Genomic DNA, 17,515 nt, shown 5'->3' with positions numbered 1-17,515 from the left:
CAGGCGCGCCCTCCTGTGGGAGGGCGCGCCGTTTTCCTGTCACACGCAAAAATGCAAGTTTTTGTATTCGATAATTCAAAAACGCCCTCTTGTTTTTTGAAATTTTACATTGCAGCTCTTGAATATGCATGTTTGTTGTGCTAGAATTGCAGAAATCAAGTTCCCCACACCACCGGGCCGAAAGGAGCACACCGCCATGATCTGGAAGGAAAACCGTGAGAACACGTACTGTGAGATCACCCCTGAGCTGTTGGCGCTCAAGCAGCAGTGGGAGAAGAAAAACTACATCGACCCCAAGCTGTATAAGGAATACAACGTCAAGCGGGGACTCCGGGACGAGGACGGCCGGGGCGTTCTGACGGGCCTGACCCGGGTGGCGGAGATCCAGTCTTACGATGTCACAGAGGGGGAACATATCATTCCCACCGACGGCGTTCTCTACTACCGGGGCATCGACTGCCGGGACATCGTCACCGGCTCAGAGAGCCGGGGGCGCTTTGCCTTTGAGGAGGCCGCCTATCTGCTGCTCTTCGGTGAACTGCCCACGGAGGATCAGCTGCGGGATTTCTGCGTGCAGCTTGCCTCCTACCGGACGCTGCCCACCAACTTCTTCCGGGACGTCATCATGAAGGCGCCGCCCCGGGATCTGATGAACACCATGCAGCGGGGCATTCTGACCCTGTTCTGCTATGACGACAAGCCCAATGACATCAGCCTGGAAAACGTGCTGCGTCAGTGTCTCCAGCTGATGAGCAACATGCCGGTGCTGGCCATCTACGCCTACCAGGCCTGGCGGTACAGCCAGGGCAACAGCCTTTTCATCCACGTGCCCAAGCCGGAGCTGTCCACCGCAGAGAACTTTCTGCGGATGCTGCGGGAGGACTGCAGCTACACGGAGCTGGAGGCCCGGACGCTGGACGTGGCCCTGGTCCTCCACGCAGACAACGGCGGCGGCAACAACTCCACCTTCACCAACCATGTGGTCACCTCCTCCGGTACAGACACCTATTCCGCCATCGTGGCAGCCATGTCCTCTCTGAAAGGGCCCCGTCACGGCGGTGCCAACAGCAAGGTCATGGCCATGATGGACGACATCAAGACCCACGTCAAGGACTGGAACGACGAGGGCTGCGTGGCGGATTACCTCACCAAGATGCTCAACAAGGAGGCCTTCGACCGCAGCGGCCTCATCTACGGCCTGGGTCATGCGGTGTACACCAAGACAGACCCCCGGTGCGAGGTCTTCCGGGATTACGTGCATCACCTGGCTGCGGAAAAGGGCCGGGAGGAGGAACTTGCCCTGTACGCCAATGTGGAGAAAGTGGGCAAGGCCCTGCTGATGGAGCGTCAGCACAAAAAGGCCCTTTCCACCAATATTGATTTTTACAGCGGCTTTGTCTATGAGATGCTGGGGCTTCCCATGGAACTCTACACCCCCCTCTTTGCCGTGGCCCGGATCTCCGGCTGGAGCGCCCATCGGATGGAGGAACTCAGTGTGGGCGGCAAGCTGATCCGCCCCCGGTACGAGTGCGTGGAGGAGCACCGCAGCTATATCCCCATGGAGCAGCGCAAGTAAAGCCCCGCTTTCCGCTGCCGGCGGCGTCTTTTGCCGGCAGCGGAAAGTTTTTGAAAAATTTTTGAGAAAAACGAAAATTAACGGTTGACATTCTTCCGTGTTCTAGCTATAATAATCAAGCAGTCTTTTCCGGGGAGCAACAAATTTGCGGCTGTGCTGGAACTGGTAGACAGGCCAGCTTGAGGTGCTGGTGTCCGAATCGACGTGTGGGTTCAAATCCCGTCAGCCGCACCAGTCCGGTTCCCGGAAGGGACGCCGTTCATCATACGCGCGAGTGGTGGAATTGGCAGACTCGCTAGATTCAGGTTCTAGTGTCCATTACGGACGTGCGGGTTCAAGTCCCGCCTCGCGCACCAAATCCCATCGGAGAGCAATCTCCGATGGGTCCCCCCGACGGGGTGAAGTTCATATCGTTACGCGCGAGTGGTGGAATTGGCAGACTCGCTAGATTCAGGTTCTAGTGTCCATTACGGACGTGCGGGTTCAAGTCCCGCCTCGCGCACCAAAAAAGAAGGACATCTGTAAGGGTGTTCTTCTTTTTTAATACCGTAAGCAGGCAAAATGCTGCAGGCAGATAACAGCCCCTGCGTCAGGACATTTGTGCGGCACAAATGCGCTGCCGCTGAAAACACACCGCCCTGATTCGCAGCGGGGCACCTGTCTGCGGACGGTCTCCAAAACCCCGGCCCGGCGGACGCAATTTTTTGTGCCGTTCTCCCTGGAAAAGCGGTTGACAGCAGGCTCTGTTTCCGATAATATAATATGTCGAATGAATTGACAGAGGAAGGAGTTTTTTTATGGATTACCTGCTGACCGGCGGTTCCGTTTTCCGGAATGGCGGCTTTCACCAGATGGACGTTGCCGTCCGCAACGGCCGTATTGTTTCCATTTCCCCCTCTCTTCCCCGGAAGGGCTTTTCCGTAATTGAATTAAATGAGCGGCTTTTGGTGCCAGGTTTCGTTGATGTCCATGTCCATCTTCGGGAGCCTGGTTTTTCTTATAAGGAGACCATTGCCGCCGGTACGGCCGCAGCGGCGGCAGGCGGCTACACCGCCGTGTGCGCCATGCCCAACCTCAAGCCCGTGCCCGACTGCCGGGAGGCGCTGGACGAGGAACTGCGGGCCATTGACCGCAGCGCCCGGGTCCATGTCTACCCCTACGGCGCCATCACCCGGGGCGAACAGGGCGCGGAGCTGGCAGATCTCAGGGCCATGTCCGACGATGTGCCCGGCTTTTCCGACGATGGCCGGGGCGTCCAGTCCGAGGAGCGGATGCGCCAGGCCATGACCCTTGCCAAGGAACTGGACAAGCCCATCGTGGCCCACTGTGAGGACGAGTCGCTGCTGACCAAGGGCTGGTGCGTCCACGACGGCGCCTATGCCAAAGCCCACGGCCTCACCGGCAACAATCCGGAGAGCGAGTGGCGTCAGGTGGAGCGGGATCTCCAACTGGTCCGGGAGACCGGCTGCCGCTACCACGTCTGCCACATCTCCACCAAGGAGTCCGTGGCCCTCATCCGGCAGGCCAAGGCGGAGGGGCTCCCCGTCACCTGCGAGACCGGTCCTCACTACCTGGTGCTCTGCGACGAGGATCTCCAGGACGACGGCCGTTTCCGCATGAATCCCCCCATCCGCTCCGCGGCGGATCGGGATGCCCTGCTGGAGGGCCTGCTGGACGGCACCATCGACTGCATCGCCACCGACCACGCCCCCCACAGTGCGGAGGAAAAGTCCGGAGGCCTGCGGGGCAGCCTCAACGGTATCGTGGGTCTGGAGTGCGCCTTCCCCGTGCTCTACACCCAGCTGGTGCAGACCGGCATTGTGTCTCTGGAGCTGCTGCTGGACCGGCTGTGCGTCCGGCCCCGCCGGATCTTCGGCCTGCCCGGCGGTGAGATCGCCGAGGGCCAGCCGGCTGACCTGACGGTGCTGGATCTGGACGACCCCCACGTCATCAGCGCCGCCGACTTCCGTTCCCTGGGGAAGGCAACCCCCTTCGACGGCTGGGGCGTTTCCGCCGGCATCTACATGACGCTGTGCGGCGGCAACCTGGTCTATGTCCATGAAAAGGAGGACATGTGATGAAAAAATCCTGGTTTACTCTGGAACACACCCGGCAGCTGACAGCGGACACCTATGAGCTGGTCCTCTCCGGCGACACCTCCGCCATCACCGCACCGGGACAGTTCGTCAACCTCGAGCTGCCCGGGAAATTCCTCCGCCGCCCCATCTCCATCTGCAACTGGACCGAAGAAGGCGCCCTGATGCTGCTGGTGAAGGTGGTGGGCGAGGGCACCCGGGAGTTGGTGCGCTGCGTGCCCGGCACGGAGCTGGACGTGCTCTCCGGCCTCGGAAACGGCTTCGACCTCTCCAAGTCCGGCTCCCACCCGGTCCTGGCCGGCGGCGGCATCGGCATCGCCCCCCTCTACGGTCTGGCCCGGCGGATGCTGGACGCCGGCGTCACCCCCACGGTGGCACTGGGTTTCCGCACCGCCAAGGATACCTTTTATCTGGAGGAATTCGCCGCTCTGGGCTGCTCCCTCTCCGTGGCCACGGAGGACGGGAGCATGGGCACCCGGGGCTTTGTCACCGACTGCATCCGTGCTCTGCCGGATTGCGACTATGTGTATGCCTGCGGCCCCCTGCCCATGCTGAAGGCTGTCCACCAGCTGCCTCAGCTCACCGGCGGCCAGTTCAGCTTCGAGGCCCGGATGGGCTGCGGCTTCGGCGCCTGCATGGGCTGCACCGTGCCCACCGTGGACGGCTACAAGCGGGTTTGCAAGGACGGCCCCATTCTCTATAAGGAGGAGATCGTATGGTAGACCTCTCCGTTTCCCTTGCGGGCGTGGCGCTGAAAAACCCCGTCATCCCCGCCTCCGGCACTTTCGGCTACGGCCGGGAGTATGCGGAGCTCTATGACCTGAACCTCTTAGGCAGCTTCTCCTTCAAGGGCACCACCGGCGAGGCCCGCCTGGGCAATCCCCAGCCCCGCATCGCTGAGACCGCCTCCGGCATGCTCAACGCCGTGGGTCTCCAGAACCCCGGCATCGATGCCGTCATCGCCCAGGAGATCCCCAACATGGCCCGTCTCTTCCAGGGTCCCCTGGTGGCCAACGTGGGCGGCTTCTCCCTGGCAGAGTACGCCGATAACTGCGCCAAGCTGGACGCCTGTGAAAACGTGGGGATTTTGGAGGTGAACATCTCCTGCCCCAACGTCCACGCCGGCGGCAAGAACTTCGGCTGTGATCCCCACGCCGCCGCCGAGGTGACCCGGGCGGTGAAGGCCGTGACGAAAAAGCCGGTCTTCATGAAGCTCACCCCCAACGTCACCGACATTACGGAGATCGCCCGGGCCTGCGCCGACGCAGGCGCTGACGGCATCTGCCTCATCAATACCCTGCTGGGCATGCGGATCGACCTGAAGTCCCGCCGCCCCCTGCTGGCCAACCGCACCGGCGGTCTCTCCGGCCCTGCCGTGTTCCCGGTGGCGGTGCGGATGGTGTGGGACGTGTACGAGGCGGTAAAGCTCCCGATCATTGGCTGCGGCGGCGTCAGCTCCGCCGAGGATGTGTGTGAGATGATGATGGCAGGCGCCTCCGCTGTAGAGATCGGCGCCGCCAACCTCCGGGACCCCTACGCCTGCAAGACCATCGTGGAGCAGCTGCCCCGGGTCTGTGAGCATCTGGGCGCAGCGCGCATCGCAGAACTCACCGGTGCCGCCCACCGCTGACCCTCCCCAAACCCTGAATTTCAAGAGAAAGGATTTGTTTGCTATGAGCGCAAAAGACGTGATCATCGCCCTGGATTTCCCCACCCGTGAGGAGACCCTCTCCTTCCTGGACCAGTTCCCCGCCGGGGAAAAGCCCTTCGTGAAGATCGGCATGGAGCTCTTCTACGCTGAGGGCCCCCAGGTGGTCCGGGACATCAAGGCCCGGGGCCACAAGATCTTCCTGGACCTGAAGCTCCACGATATCCCCAACACCGTCAAACGGGCCATGGCAGTGCTCAGCCGCCTGGATGTGGACATGGTGAACCTCCATGCCGCCGGCGCCTCTGAGATGATGAAGGCCGCCCTGGAGGGCCTCACCCGGCCTGACGGCTCCCGCCCCATCCTGATCGCCGTCACCCAGCTGACCTCCACCGATGCCGCGGCGCTGAAAAATGAGCTGCTCATCGACACCCCCATGGCTGAGACCGTGCTCTCCTACGCCCAGAACGCCGCCAAGAGCGGCCTGGACGGCGTGGTGTGCTCTCCTCTGGAGGCCGCTCTCGTCAAGGAGCGCTGCGGAGACGCCTTCGTCACCGTCACCCCCGGCATCCGCTTTGCCGACTCCGCCGCCGGAGACCAGAAGCGCATCATGACTCCGGAGAAGGCGGGCAAGTCCGGCTGCGACTACATCGTGGTGGGCCGTCCCATCACCCAAGCCGAGGACCCCGTGGCCGCCTACCGCCGGGCCATGAAGGACTTCCTGGGCTAAGTGCCCCGCTCTCGATTGTATTTTCACAAGGAGGATTTAAATATGAATCTGGAACACGAAATTGCCCATGACCTGCTGTCCATCGGCGCGGTCTTTCTGCGCCCCGATCAGCCCTTTACCTGGGCCAGCGGCATCAAGAGCCCCATCTACTGCGACAACCGCCTGACCCTCACCGCCCCTGCCGTCCGCACCCAGGTGGAGCAGGGTCTGGTGGAGCTGATCCGGGAGCACTATCCCGACGTGGAAGTCCTGATGGGCACCTCTACCGCCGGCATCGCCCACGCCGCCATCGTGGGCCATCTGATGGACCTGCCCATGGGCTATGTCCGTTCCGGCAACAAGGACCACGGCCGGGGCAACCGCATCGAGGGCAAGCTGGAGCCGGGCCAGAAGGTGGTTGTGGTGGAGGATCTGATCTCCACCGCCGGCAGCTGCATTGAAGTGGTGGAGGCCCTGCGGGAGGCCGGCGCCCAGGTGCTGGGCGTGGTGTCCATCTTCACCTACGGCCTGCAGAAGGGCCTGGACCGCCTGGCGGCCGCCAACGTCACCAACTACTCCCTCTCCAACTTCGACGCCGTCTGCGAGGTGGCCGCTGAGGAGGGCAAGATCCGCCCCGAGGACATCGATCGCCTGAAGAAGTTCCGGGCTGATCCCTCTGACGAGAGCTGGATCACGTCGAAATAAACGTCACTCATTCCGCTTCCGGCTGGCGCCGAAAGCTCCATCCGCTCCGTTTATTTCTCCTTCTCCCCACCACACTTGTGCGGCGGGGAGAAGGAGTGTGCCTGCCACAACCGTTTTCCCCGCCCTATGGGGCGAGATCATATTCCGAAAGGAGAACTCCATGCCTAGAAACCTCATTGACATCACCGACTTGTCCGTGGAGGAAATCGATCAGCTGATCGCCACCGCCGAGGACATTATCGCAAACCCCGTCAAGTACCAGTCCGTCTGTGCTCACAAGCAGCTGGCCACCCTCTTCTTCGAGCCCTCCACCCGCACCCGCCTCTCCTTCGAGTCTGCCATGCTGGCGCTGGGCGGCAGCGTGCTGGGCTTCTCCGAGGCTATGTCCAGCTCCACCGCCAAGGGTGAGACCGTGGGCGACACCATCCACACCGTCAGCTGCTACGCCGACATTATCGCCATGCGCCACCCCAAGGAGGGCGCGCCTTACGCCGCCGCACAGTACAGCGAGGTGCCCATCATCAACGCCGGTGACGGCGGCCACAACCACCCCACCCAGACCCTCACCGACCTGCTGACCATCCACCGGGAGAAGGGCCGCCTGAACGACTTCACCATCGGCTTCTGCGGCGATCTGAAGTTCGGCCGCACCGTCCACTCCCTGGTCAACGCCCTGAGCCGTCAGAGCGGCATCAAGTTCGTCTTCATCTCCCCCGACGAGCTGAAGATGCCCGAGTACCTCAAGGAGAACGTCCTGGACCGCAACGGCCTGCCCTACGAGGAGACCGCCAGCCTGGAGGACGCCATGCCCCAGCTGGACATTCTCTATATGACCCGCGTCCAGAAGGAGCGGTTCTTCAACGAGGCCGACTATATCCGTCTGAAGGACACCTATGTGCTGGACCCGGAGAAGCTGGTTCCCGCAAAGTCCGACCTGGCCATTCTGCATCCCCTGCCCCGTGTCAATGAGATCACCGTCTCCGTGGACAAGGACCCCCGGGCCTGCTACTGGAAACAGGTGAAAAACGGCAAGTTCATTCGGATGGCCCTGATTATGAAGCTGCTGGGTGTCCAGGTATGAGGAAAGGAGAACTGGATTTTATGAATATCGACAGCATCCAAAACGGCGTGGTCCTGGACCACATCCAGGCCGGCAAGAGTATGGACATCTACAAGTACCTCCATCTGGACGAGCTGGACTGCTCCGTGGCCATCATCAAGAACGTCCGCAGCGACCGCATGGGCAAAAAGGACATCATCAAGATCGACTCTCCCATGGAAGTGGATCTGGACGTGCTGGGCTACATTGACCCCAACATCACCGTCAACGTGATCCGCAACGGCCAGCGGGTGGCCAAGAAGCATCTGGAACTGCCTCAGAAGCTGGTGAACATCATCCACTGCAAGAACCCCCGCTGCATCACCGTGGCGGAGCCCCAGCTGGACGCCATCTTCCTGCTCAGCGACCCCGTTAAGCACACCTATCGCTGCGCCTACTGCGACACGGAAAAGCAGCGCAAGCTGTAATCCCTCTGTCAAATCGCCCCGCAGACCGCCGCCGTTCCGATGAACGGCGGCGTTTTTTTGCCCCTGGCGTCGGACAGAAACGGTGCAGGGCGCCGGGGCAGCGTCATGACGGGTACAGAATTTCCGCTGCACGATGCGCCGTTCTCCCCGTTTTTTCCCCCGGAGGCCGGCACTTTTCTCGGCATTTTTGCATGCAGTGAAAATTTTCCTGCATTTTTGAGAAAACCCTGAATTTTTGATTGCATTTTTGAGAAAAGTGGCGTATACTGCGGCCCGGACTATTCAAAGGGAAGGAAGTTTTCTGCGTGCATCACTCTCCTGGTCAGGCAGGGCGCTATCTGGCGATCGTGGGGCTGGCTATCGTCATGGGGCTGAGCTATGAGCTCTTCGTGTTCCCCAACGCCTTCGCCCCCGCCGGCATCAACGGCTTTGCCACCATCATTCAATATCTGTTCCATGTAAGCATCGGTTATTTATCCCTTGTCATCAACCTGCCTCTGATTTTGCTGGCCTGGCGCAAGCTGGACGCGGACTTTGCCCGCAAGAGCCTTTTGTTCGTGCTGGTCTTTTCCGGCGTGACGCTGGGACTGGGCAAGCTGGATCTGAGCGGCATCGCCTATGACACCGGTTCCTCCGCAATTCTGGGGCCGGTGGCCGCCGGCGTGGTCAGCGGCGCCGTGTATGGACTGGTGATCCGACTGGGCGGTTCCACCGGCGGCACGGACATCGTGGCCGCCTGGGTTCATAAGCTCCATCCGGAGGCCAGCCTAGTGTGGGTGATCTTCGGCCTCAACGCCTCTGTGGCGGTGCTGTCCTTCTTCGTGTACGGCTATCAGTTTGAGCCGGTCATTTTGTGCCTCATCTACTGCTACTTAAGCTCCCGCATCAGCGACGGCATTTTGAAGGGCTTCAAGATCGCTCTGAAGTTTGAGGTGGTCACCCAGCACGCCGACGAGCTCTCCGCCCGGCTGCTCCAGGACCTGCACCACGGCGTTACCGTGCTGCCCGCCCAGGGCATGTACTCCGACACCCCCAAGTCTCTGCTGATCTGCGTGGTCAACCGCAGCCAGGTCATGCAGTTCCACCGCGTTCTCCGGGAGTTTCCCGACACCTTCGCCTACGTCTCCAACGTCAACGAGACTCTGGGCAACTTCAAGCATATCACCCAATAACGCAAAAAGCGCCTCCGGGAAGAACCAGTCTTCCCGGAGGCGTTTTTTTCTTTTTCACAAAGGCTCAAAGGCCCCGCCACTCCTCCGGCCGGAGACGGCTGAGGTCGTGCTCTGCCGCGTCGATGGTCCGCAGCATGGCGTCCTTGTCCTGATTCAGCGTGCCCTTGAGCACCAGATAGTTGGAGGCGTGGTTCATCCGGAACACGCTGCCGGGGCTGTCCAGATGCTCCATCAAAAGGCGGGTCTCCTGCAGCACCTGGGGCTGGCTGAGGAGTTGGAAACTGCCGTCATGGAGCCAGTCGTAGAGCGGGGTGCCCGGCTCCACCATCAGCGTCAGCATACCGATATACTCCGGGTTCATGGCATTGAAAGCCTCCGCCGTCTCCACGGCGTGGCGCTCCAGCAGCTCCGGGCCGCCCAGGCCGGTGATGGCCGTGACGGAGAGGGCGATGCCGTTTTTGCGGACCTTCTGACCCATGGCCACGATGTCCGCTGCGGTGTGACCCTTGCGCATGAGCGTGAGCACCTCGTCGCACCCGGACTCCAGGCCCATATACACCATGGTCAGTCCCTTGGCGCGCAGGGTCCGCAGCTCCTCGTCCGTGCGGATGCGGATGGAGGTGGGAGAGGCGTAGCAGGTGACCCGCTGGCACTCCGGGAACAGCTCCCGCACGGTGTCCAGGATGACGTACAGCTCCTCGGCCTTGCGCACCAGAGCGTCGCCGTCCGCCAGGAATACCCGCTCCACATGGCGGTAAATGCCCCGGGCGATGCGGAAGTCCTCCAGCACCTCCTCCAGGGGCCGGACAGCAAAGTGCTTTTCCTTGTACATACTGCAGAAGGCGCAGGTGTTGTGGCTGCACCCGTAGGTCACTTGGACGATGAGACTGTATGCCTCAGAAGGGGGACGGTATACGCTGCCGAAATATCTCATACGCCCAGCTTCTCCAGTGCCGCCAGTTTCAGGCAGGTGCACAGCACCTCCACCGCCTGCTCCAGCTCCGCCACCGGGGGCAGAGAGGGCGCGATGCGGATGTTGCTGTCGGCGGGGTCCTTGCCGTAGGGGAAGGTGGCGCCGGCGCCGGTCATGGTGACGCCCGCCTCCTTGCACAGCGCCAGCGTCCGCTTGGCGGTGCCGGGCATGGCATTGAGGGAGACAAAGTAGCCGCCCTTGGGACGGCGCCAGGAGGCAATGCCCAGCGGGGCGATCTCGCGGTCCAGTCCCTCCACCACGCAGCGGAACTTGGGACCCAGGATGGCGGCGTGGCGCTTCATCAGCTCCAGGGTGTGGGCCTTGTCCTTGAGGTAGAGGACGTGGCGCTGCTGGTTGACCTTGTCGAAGCTGATGACCTGGACGGTCAGGAGCTTTTCCATATAGGCCATGTTGTCCTCGGAACAGGCAAAGCAGGAGACACCGGCGCCGGGCAGCGTCACCTTGGAGGTGGAGGCAAACTCAAAGACCATGTCGGCGTTGCCGTACTTGGCGCACTCGCTGAGAATATCCGGGAAGGGCACATAGTCCCCCTCGAACTCGTGGATGCAGTAGGCGTTGTCCCACATCAGCAAAAAGTCCGGTGCGGCGGGCTTCATGGAGGCGATGCGGCGGATGGTCTCATCGGAGTAGACGATGCCGTCGGGGTTGGAGTACTTGGGCACGTTCCACATGCCCTTCACCGCCGGGTCGGCAATGGCCATCTCCACAGCGTCCATGTCCGGGCCCTCGTCGGTCATGGGGATGGTGACCATCTCAAAGCCGAAGGACTCAGTGATCTTGAAGTGGCGGTCATAGCCGGGGGCGGGACAGAGCCACTTGATCTTCTCCTCCTTGCACCAGGGCCGGGGGCTGTGGAGCAGACCGTGGGTGTAGGCCTTGGAGACTGTGTCGTACATCAGCTGCAAGCTGGCGTTGCCGCCCACGAACACCTGCTCCGGACGGCAGCCCAGGATCTCGGCGAAGAGCCGCTTGGCAGCGGGCAGGCCGCTCATCTCACCGTAGTTGCGGATGTCGATGCCGTCGGAGACGTAGTCCTCCGGATTCTGCATCAGATGGAAGATGTCGGACACCATGTCCAGCTGCTCCTTGCCGGGCTTGCCCCGGGCCATGTTCAGCTTGAGGCCCTGGGCCTTGAGCTCTTCAAAGCGGCCCAGGACCCGGGCGTATTCCTCTTTCCGCTCCTGTGCGGTCATCTGGGGATAAGCGGTCATAAGATTCATCCTTTCCATGCGCGTTTGGGCACTCAATTTCCATTCAGTATACCGGCTTTTCCCCAAACTTGCAACCCTCTTTCGCCGCCCGTCCCCGCCGGAAAAGCGGAAGCCCTCCGCCTTTCCGACGGAGGGCTCGTTAGGTAAGTGCGCTTATTTGCCGCAGCCGCAGCCGGGCGTACCGGTCTGGCAGCTGTCGCCGGCGCAGGCGATGGCGGACTGGCCGGGCGTCAGCTCCACCTTGTACTGCACGGGGATGGAGACGCAGACCTGCTGGGTCATCACCACTTCGCAGGAGGTCCCTGTGGCGTCGGTGGTACAGGTGACGGCCGGCATGCCCTGGCAGGTGGCGGTGGGCGTGCCGATGGAGGTGTTGGGGCTCAGGGTCACCGGGGCGCTGATGTCCACGCACTGGACCACCGTCCGGTCGCAGCCGCTGGTCGGGCAGGAAGGGGCGCTGTCCATCCCACGGGACGCCATGGCCGTATGCTCGTAAGCTTCATTGATACGCAAAGCGATTCCCTCGTTTCCTGGAAATTGTATCCCCGGGGCATGTTGCCGCCGGCGGGATACGCTTCATCCTATGCGGAGGCAGCGGATTTGGCGCCTGTGGATCTCCTCCATTCCGCGGCATTTCCCAGCTGCCCCACACGCACCGGCACCGCCGCGTTTTCAGGCACAGCGCCCCCTTTTCTTTTTCGCAGTGCCATGCTACAATAGAGCTGTTCATATCACGTTAAGATTTCCGTTTTGCCGGGAGAGGTGCGATTCATGGAGGATCAGAGGGAGCAGCAGGAACAGAAATTTCAGGAGATGACCCAGGCGCCGGTGGGCCGTCTGGTAGGTCGCCTGGCCCTTCCCTGTATCATCAGTATGCTGGTGACCGCTTTCTACAACATGGCGGACACCTTTTTTGTGGGCATGATGGACAGCAACGCCGCCACCGGTGCGGTGGGCGTTGTCTTTTCCATGATGGCCATCATCCAGGCCGTGGGATTCTTTTTTGGCCACGGCAGCGGCAACTTCATCTCCCGGGAGTTGGGCAAACACAACCTGGAGGAGGCCTCCAATATGGCCGCCACCGGCTTTTTTTCCGCCCTGGCCGCCGGAGCCCTCATCTGCCTTGCGGGGCAGATCTTCCTGTCCCAGCTGGCAAGCCTACTGGGCGCCACCCCTACCATTTTGCCCTACGCCAATGCCTATCTGCGGGTGATTTTGCTGGGCGCTCCGTGGATGACCGCCTCGCTGGTTCTGAACAACCAGCTGCGCTTCCAGGGCAGCGCCGCCTACGCCATGGTGGGCATCACCAGCGGCGCAGTGCTCAATATCGGACTGGACCCCCTGCTGATCTTCGTATTCGACATGGGAGTGGCCGGGGCGGCCTGGGCCACCATCATCAGTCAGTTCATCAGCTTCTGCCTGCTGCTCGTCGGCTGCACCCGGGGCGGGAACCTGAAGATCCACATCTCACGGGTCCAGCTCAAGTGGCCCTACTACTCCATGATCATCCGGGGCGGCCTGCCCTCCCTGGCCCGGCAGGGCCTTGCCAGCGTGGCCACCATCTGCCTCAACCACGCCGCCGGCCCCTTCGGTGACGCCGCCATTGCCGCCATGAGCGTGGTACAGCGGATCACCACCTTCGGTGCCTCCGCCATGATCGGCTTCGGCCAGGGGTTCCAGCCGGTGTGCGGCTTCAACTTCGGCGCCCGCCTCTATCGCCGGGTACGGGAGGGCTTTTTCTTCTGCGTCAAGACCTCCACTGTCTTTTTGCTGGCCATGAGCGCTCTGGGCTTCATCTTTGCCCCTCAGCTGATCGCCCTTTTCCGGGATGACCCGGACGTCATCCGCTACGGCACCTCCGCCCTGCGTTTCCAGTGCGTCACCTTCTTCTGCCAGGGCTGGGTGGTGATGAGCAACATGATGCTCCAGACCATCGGCCGCACCGTTCCTGCCACGTTTCTAGCCATGGCCCGGCAGGGCATCTTCTTCGTGCCGCTGGTGTGGATTCTCTCTCACGCCCTGGGGATGCTGGGTGTCCAACTGGCCCAGCCGGTATCCGATCTTTGCGCCATCCTCTGCGCGGTCCCCATCCAGTGCCGCGTTCTCAGGGAAATGGCCCGGGACGAGGACGCCAACTGAATCCAAGATATCAGATGTACAAAAAAAGCGGGCGTGCCTTCCGGCACGCTCGCTTTTTGAACGTGTTCTGATTACTTGCCGCAGAAGTCCTTGGCCACTTCCACAATGTGCTCCGCGCTGAGGCCGAACTGCTTGAGCAGCGCGCCGGCGGGGCCGGAGTGACCGAACTCGTCGTTGACACCGATGCGGCGCACCGGAGTGGGGTACTTCTCGCTGAGCAGGCTGCACACGGCCTCGCCCAGACCGCCGATGATGCTGTGCTCCTCGCAGGTGATGACCTTGCCGCAGGTCTTGGCGGCCTGGAGCACCAGCTCCTCGTCCAGGGGCTTGATGGTGGCCATGTTGATGACCTGGGCGGAGATGCCCATGCCGGCCAGCGTCTCAGCGGCAGCCAGAGCCTCCGCCACCATCAGACCATTGGCGATGACGGCCACGTCCGTGCCCTGGCGCAGCACCTCACCCTTGCCGATTTGGAAGGTGTAGGACGCCTCGTCGTGGAACACGGGCACACCAGCCCGGCCGAAGCGCATGTAGACGGGGCCCACATACTCATAGGCCGCCCGGACCATGGCCCGGGCCTCCACGTCGTCAGCAGGGGACATGACCACCATGCCGGGGATGGAGCGCATGAGGGCGAAATCCTCGCAGCACTGATGGGACGCGCCGTCCTCACCCACGGAGATACCGCCGTGGGTAGCGCCGATCTTCACGTTCAGATGGGGATAGCCGATGGAGTTGCGCACCTGCTCAAAGGCCCGGCCTGCCGTGAACATGGCAAAGCTGGAGGCAAAGGGCACAAGTCCCATGGTGGAGGCGCCGGCAGCGGCGGCGACCATATTGCACTCGGCGATGCCGCAGTCGAAATGGCGCTCCGGGAATGCCTTCTTAAAGATGCCGGTCTTGGTGGCACCCGCCAGGTCCGCGTCGAACACGATGAGGTCCGCGTGCTCCGCGCCCAGTTCTTTCAGGGCGTTGCCGTAGCTCTCCCGGGTGGCGATCTTCTTCACGTCTGCCATGTTACATTCCCTCCACTTCTGCCAGCTGAGCGGAAAGCTCGTTCATGGCGGTCTCAAATTCCTCGTCGTTGGGCGCCTTGCCGTGCCAGCCGGCCTGGTTTTCCATGTAGCTGACGCCCTTGCCCTTGACGGTCTTCATCACGATGGCGGAGGGGACACCCTTGGTCTCACGGGCCTGGTTGAAGGCGGACTCCATCTGCTCGAAGTCATGGCCGTTGATCTCAAAGACCTGGAAGCCGAAGGCCCGCAGTTTCTCGGGGATGGGATAGGGACTCATGACGTCCTCCACCCGGCCGTCGATCTGGAGGCCGTTGTTGTCGATGATGACGCACAGGTTGTCCAGATTGTAGTGGTGGGCAAACATGAATGCCTCCCACACTTCGCCCTCCTGGATCTCACCGTCGCCCAGCAGGGTGTACACCCGGCAGTCCTTGCCCTGGTACTTGGCCGCCAGCGCCATGCCGGCCGCCGTGGAGACGCCCTGGCCCAGAGAGCCGGTGGACATGTCCACACCGGGCGTCAGGTTCATGTTGGGGTGGCCCTGGAGATGGCTGCCGATCTGCCGCAGCGTCAGCAGGTCCTCCTCCGGGAAGTAGCCCCGCAGTGCCAGCGCCGCATACAGTCCCGGCGCCGTGTGGCCCTTGGACAGCACGAAGCGGTCCCGGTCCTCCCACTTGGGATTCTTGGGGTCGATGCGCAGTTCCTTAAAGTAAAGATACGTAAACAGGTCCGCCGCGGACAAACTGCCGCCGGGATGCCCGGCCTTGGCCGCGTGAACGCCCTTGATGGCACCCATCCGCACTTTGCAGGCGGTGGCCATCAGTTGCTTTTTCTCACTCGTCGTCATATACGCCCTCCATATTCAGTTCCAGCCGGAAGATGGGTACTGGTTTGTTCCATTATAGGGCGGCTGGAAAAAAAACACAAGCCCAAAGCGCTTTTTTCACTCTGTCCGCTTTCCGGGAGCCGGGATGGCTCTCTGGCTCTTTCTCTGCCGAATTTGTGTGCATTGCACAAAAATTCATGTAAATCGCTAAAGTTTTCCGGCTGTGCCGGGCGTTTTTTCCAATTGACAACTCCGGTTCCAGTCGCTAGAATAAGACTAACTTATTTGAGCGGCCCCTTTTGAGGGGGCGGAAAAGGAGTTGAGCACGATGATGCGGTCTTCCATGAAGCAGATGCATATGGATGATATGATGTCTCAGCGTGCGTCTTCTGCCCGTACCGTTGCGGCCGCTTCTGCCTGCGCGCAGTCTGCCTCTCACAATGCCATTATCGCCATTCTGGACGCCATTATTATGGCGTCCATTATTATTACCCTGGTAACCCTGATTGGCCTGCTGAACCTGGTATCCAATCTGGCTCTGGTAATTTTCCTGCTGGCGCTGGTATTGGTCCTGGTGATTTTTGGAAAACAACGTACGCCTTGGATGGGAACGCGCGCATAACTGTTTGGACAGAAATGCGGCTCCGCCAAAGGCGGGGCCGTTTTTTTGTATAAATTCCATTGTCAAAAGGAGAAACGAACGATGAAAAAGAAGTTACTCAGCCTCGTCATGGCCGCCGCCATGGTGCTCGGCCTGGCTGCCTGCGGCAGCAACTCCGATACTGCGGATACCAGCGGCAGCGATGATTCTGCTTCCGGCACCACCTTCAAGATCGGCACCATCGGCCCCCTGACCGGTGAAAACGCCATCTACGGCCTGGCCGTCGCCAACGGCGCCAAGATCGCCGTGGAGGAGATCAACGCCAGCGACAGCGCCATCAAGTTTGAGCTCCAGAGCCAGGACGATGTGGCCGACGGTGAGACCTCCGTCAACGCCTACAACAAGCTGATGGACTGGGGCATGCAGCTGCTGGTGGGCCCCACCACCACCGGTGCCGCCCAGGCGGTCTCCGCGGTGACCAACACGGACCGGACCTTCATGCTGACCCCCTCCGCCTCCTCCACCGACGTCATCGACGGCAAGGACAACGTGTTCCAGGTCTGCTTCACCGACCCCAACCAGGGCAGCAGCTCCGCCGACTACATGGCTGAGAACATGCCCGACGCCAAGATCGCCATCATCTACCGCAACGATGACGCCTACTCCCAGGGCATCCACGACACCTTCGTGACCGAGGCTGCCGCCAAGGGTCTGAACGTGGTCTATGAGGGCACCTTCACCAAGGACACCGCCACCGACTTCTCCGTGCAGCTGACCGGTGCCCAGTCCGCCGGCGCCGACTTGGTGTTCCTGCCCATCTACTACCAGCCCGCCTCCGTCATCCTCAACCAGGCCAATGCCATGGGCTATGCTCCCACCTTCTTCGGCGTGGACGGCATGGACGGCATTCTGACCATGGAGGGCTTCGACACCTCCCTGGCCGAGGGCGTCATGCTGCTGACCCCCTTCTCCGCCACCCTGGAGGAGAACCAGTCCTTCGTTCAGGCCTATCAGGATGAGTTCGGCGACACCCCCAACCAGTTCGCCGCTGACGCCTATGACGCCGTGTACATCCTCAAGGCCGCTCTGGAAGCTGCCGAGTGCACCCCTGACATGTCCTCCGCCGACATCTGCGAGGCTCTGATCCCCGTGATGCCCACTCTGTCCTATGACGGCCTCACCGGCAAGGGCATGACCTGGGATGCCTCCGGCGCAGTGTCCAAGGATCCCACCGCTTTCGTCATCGAGAATGGCACCTACGTCCTGCCCTGATCGCGTTTTCCGATCTTTCCGCG

The 17,515-nt window shown here is 61.6% G+C and carries 17 protein-coding genes and 3 tRNA genes; 15 read left to right on the top strand and 5 right to left on the bottom strand.

The genetic code is table 11. From position 1 onward, the window contains the following. The first annotated feature begins 196 nt into the window (after positions 1-196). The 12 genes from QZL67_RS04745 to QZL67_RS04690 all read left to right on the top strand — a co-directional run bounded on the left by QZL67_RS04745 (position 197) and on the right by QZL67_RS04690 (position 9,433). Positions 197-1,576, top strand: a complete 1,380-nt coding sequence (locus QZL67_RS04745; protein WP_022289611.1) for a citrate/2-methylcitrate synthase — start codon at positions 197-199, stop codon at positions 1,574-1,576. A gap of 147 nt (positions 1,577-1,723) precedes the next feature. Next, positions 1,724-1,810, top strand: a tRNA-Leu gene (locus QZL67_RS04740). Positions 1,811-1,844: 34 nt separating this feature from the next. Next, positions 1,845-1,932, top strand: a tRNA-Leu gene (locus QZL67_RS04735). Positions 1,933-1,993: 61 nt separating this feature from the next. Continuing rightward, positions 1,994-2,081 (top strand) — tRNA-Leu (locus tag QZL67_RS04730). A 292-nt stretch (positions 2,082-2,373) separates the two neighbouring features. Continuing rightward, positions 2,374-3,654: a dihydroorotase gene (locus tag QZL67_RS04725; RefSeq protein WP_022289610.1), complete on the top strand. Its 1,281-nt coding sequence runs from the start codon at positions 2,374-2,376 to the stop codon at positions 3,652-3,654. After that, positions 3,654-4,394 (top strand): dihydroorotate dehydrogenase electron transfer subunit, encoded by a 741-nt coding sequence (locus QZL67_RS04720; RefSeq protein WP_022289609.1) that lies wholly within the window; start codon positions 3,654-3,656, stop codon positions 4,392-4,394. The genes QZL67_RS04725 and QZL67_RS04720 overlap by 1 nt, the downstream gene beginning before the upstream one ends. Then, positions 4,388-5,302 carry a dihydroorotate dehydrogenase gene (locus QZL67_RS04715; protein WP_022289608.1) on the top strand — a complete coding sequence of 305 codons (915 nt, stop codon included), beginning with the start codon at positions 4,388-4,390 and terminating at the stop codon, positions 5,300-5,302. Before QZL67_RS04720 ends, QZL67_RS04715 begins: the two co-directional genes overlap by 7 nt. 43 nt (positions 5,303-5,345) lie before the next feature. Then, positions 5,346-6,050, top strand: a complete 705-nt coding sequence (gene pyrF / locus QZL67_RS04710) for an orotidine-5'-phosphate decarboxylase (protein ID WP_022289607.1) — start codon at positions 5,346-5,348, stop codon at positions 6,048-6,050. A 42-nt stretch (positions 6,051-6,092) separates the two neighbouring features. Further along, positions 6,093-6,734: an orotate phosphoribosyltransferase gene (gene pyrE / locus QZL67_RS04705; RefSeq protein ID WP_022289606.1), complete on the top strand. Its 642-nt coding sequence runs from the start codon at positions 6,093-6,095 to the stop codon at positions 6,732-6,734. A gap of 160 nt (positions 6,735-6,894) precedes the next feature. Next, a complete protein-coding gene (pyrB, locus tag QZL67_RS04700) occupies positions 6,895-7,815 on the top strand; it encodes an aspartate carbamoyltransferase (protein ID WP_022289605.1) in 921 nt (306 codons plus the stop codon). Between the two features lie 20 nt (positions 7,816-7,835). Continuing rightward, on the top strand, positions 7,836-8,261 hold the full coding sequence (locus QZL67_RS04695) for an aspartate carbamoyltransferase regulatory subunit (RefSeq protein WP_022289604.1): 426 nt from the start codon (positions 7,836-7,838) through the stop codon (positions 8,259-8,261). A gap of 305 nt (positions 8,262-8,566) precedes the next feature. Next, positions 8,567-9,433: a YitT family protein gene (locus tag QZL67_RS04690; RefSeq protein WP_022289603.1), complete on the top strand. Its 867-nt coding sequence runs from the start codon at positions 8,567-8,569 to the stop codon at positions 9,431-9,433. Positions 9,434-9,497: 64 nt separating this feature from the next. On the opposite strand, the gene QZL67_RS04685 is transcribed toward QZL67_RS04690, so the two are convergent. The 3 genes from QZL67_RS04685 to QZL67_RS04675 all read right to left on the bottom strand — a co-directional run bounded on the left by QZL67_RS04685 (position 9,498) and on the right by QZL67_RS04675 (position 12,151). Beyond that, entirely contained in the window at positions 9,498-10,367 is an 870-nt protein-coding gene (locus QZL67_RS04685; RefSeq protein WP_022289602.1) for a radical SAM protein, read from the bottom strand. After that, positions 10,364-11,638, bottom strand: coding sequence for an aminotransferase class I/II-fold pyridoxal phosphate-dependent enzyme (locus tag QZL67_RS04680; RefSeq protein ID WP_022289601.1), 1,275 nt, complete (start codon positions 11,636-11,638; stop codon positions 10,364-10,366). The genes QZL67_RS04685 and QZL67_RS04680 overlap by 4 nt, the downstream gene beginning before the upstream one ends. Before the next feature lie 153 nt (positions 11,639-11,791). Continuing rightward, complete coding sequence (locus QZL67_RS04675; protein ID WP_022289600.1) at positions 11,792-12,151, bottom strand: hypothetical protein; 360 nt, start codon at positions 12,149-12,151, stop codon at positions 11,792-11,794. Between the two features lie 258 nt (positions 12,152-12,409). Here QZL67_RS04675 and QZL67_RS04670 point away from each other — a divergent pair, with 258 nt between their 5' ends. Further along, positions 12,410-13,777 carry an MATE family efflux transporter gene (locus QZL67_RS04670; protein WP_022289599.1) on the top strand — a complete coding sequence of 456 codons (1,368 nt, stop codon included), beginning with the start codon at positions 12,410-12,412 and terminating at the stop codon, positions 13,775-13,777. Positions 13,778-13,848: 71 nt separating this feature from the next. Here QZL67_RS04670 and QZL67_RS04665 read toward each other — a convergent pair whose 3' ends face one another. Beyond that, positions 13,849-14,793 carry a transketolase family protein gene (locus QZL67_RS04665; protein WP_022289598.1) on the bottom strand — a complete coding sequence of 315 codons (945 nt, stop codon included), beginning with the start codon at positions 14,791-14,793 and terminating at the stop codon, positions 13,849-13,851. A gap of 1 nt (position 14,794) precedes the next feature. Beyond that, a complete protein-coding gene (locus tag QZL67_RS04660) occupies positions 14,795-15,640 on the bottom strand; it encodes a transketolase (protein ID WP_022289597.1) in 846 nt (281 codons plus the stop codon). A gap of 322 nt (positions 15,641-15,962) precedes the next feature. On the opposite strand from QZL67_RS04660, the gene QZL67_RS04655 reads away from it, so the two are divergent. Together QZL67_RS04655 and QZL67_RS04650 are read left to right on the top strand one after the other, a co-directional pair. Beyond that, the gene (locus QZL67_RS04655; protein ID WP_292919876.1) at positions 15,963-16,241 is read left to right on the top strand and encodes a hypothetical protein; all 279 of its coding nucleotides are present in this window, start codon (positions 15,963-15,965) and stop codon (positions 16,239-16,241) included. Between the two features lie 81 nt (positions 16,242-16,322). Further along, on the top strand, positions 16,323-17,492 hold the full coding sequence (locus QZL67_RS04650; protein ID WP_022289595.1) for an ABC transporter substrate-binding protein: 1,170 nt from the start codon (positions 16,323-16,325) through the stop codon (positions 17,490-17,492). Positions 17,493-17,515: the final 23 nt, after the last annotated feature.

This window comes from Oscillibacter sp. CAG:155 (genome assembly GCA_000436875.1).
Taxonomy (GTDB): Bacteria; Bacillota; Clostridia; order Oscillospirales; family Oscillospiraceae; genus Oscillibacter.
The sequence above is the reverse complement of the archived record's forward strand: the minus strand, read 5'-3'. Positions and strand labels throughout refer to the sequence as shown.

Bases quoted from the DNA above. Each gene is read 5' to 3' on its own strand.
- QZL67_RS04745 (WP_022289611.1), top strand. From the start codon at position 197: ATGATCTGGAAGGAAAACCGTGAGAACACGTACTGTGAGATCACCCCT.
- QZL67_RS04670 (WP_022289599.1), top strand. From the start codon at position 12,410: ATGGAGGATCAGAGGGAGCAGCAGGAACAGAAATTTCAGGAGATGACC.
- QZL67_RS04660 (WP_022289597.1), bottom strand. From the start codon at position 15,640: ATGACGACGAGTGAGAAAAAGCAACTGATGGCCACCGCCTGCAAAGTG.
- pyrB (WP_022289605.1), top strand. From the start codon at position 6,895: ATGCCTAGAAACCTCATTGACATCACCGACTTGTCCGTGGAGGAAATC.
- pyrE (WP_022289606.1), top strand. From the start codon at position 6,093: ATGAATCTGGAACACGAAATTGCCCATGACCTGCTGTCCATCGGCGCG.
- QZL67_RS04715 (WP_022289608.1), top strand. From the start codon at position 4,388: ATGGTAGACCTCTCCGTTTCCCTTGCGGGCGTGGCGCTGAAAAACCCC.
- QZL67_RS04725 (WP_022289610.1), top strand. From the start codon at position 2,374: ATGGATTACCTGCTGACCGGCGGTTCCGTTTTCCGGAATGGCGGCTTT.
- QZL67_RS04720 (WP_022289609.1), top strand. From the start codon at position 3,654: ATGAAAAAATCCTGGTTTACTCTGGAACACACCCGGCAGCTGACAGCG.
- pyrF (WP_022289607.1), top strand. From the start codon at position 5,346: ATGAGCGCAAAAGACGTGATCATCGCCCTGGATTTCCCCACCCGTGAG.
- QZL67_RS04665 (WP_022289598.1), bottom strand. From the start codon at position 14,793: ATGGCAGACGTGAAGAAGATCGCCACCCGGGAGAGCTACGGCAACGCC.
- QZL67_RS04655 (WP_292919876.1), top strand. From the start codon at position 15,963: ATGAAGCAGATGCATATGGATGATATGATGTCTCAGCGTGCGTCTTCT.
- QZL67_RS04680 (WP_022289601.1), bottom strand. From the start codon at position 11,638: ATGACCGCTTATCCCCAGATGACCGCACAGGAGCGGAAAGAGGAATAC.
- QZL67_RS04650 (WP_022289595.1), top strand. From the start codon at position 16,323: ATGAAAAAGAAGTTACTCAGCCTCGTCATGGCCGCCGCCATGGTGCTC.
- QZL67_RS04685 (WP_022289602.1), bottom strand. From the start codon at position 10,367: ATGAGATATTTCGGCAGCGTATACCGTCCCCCTTCTGAGGCATACAGT.
- QZL67_RS04695 (WP_022289604.1), top strand. From the start codon at position 7,836: ATGAATATCGACAGCATCCAAAACGGCGTGGTCCTGGACCACATCCAG.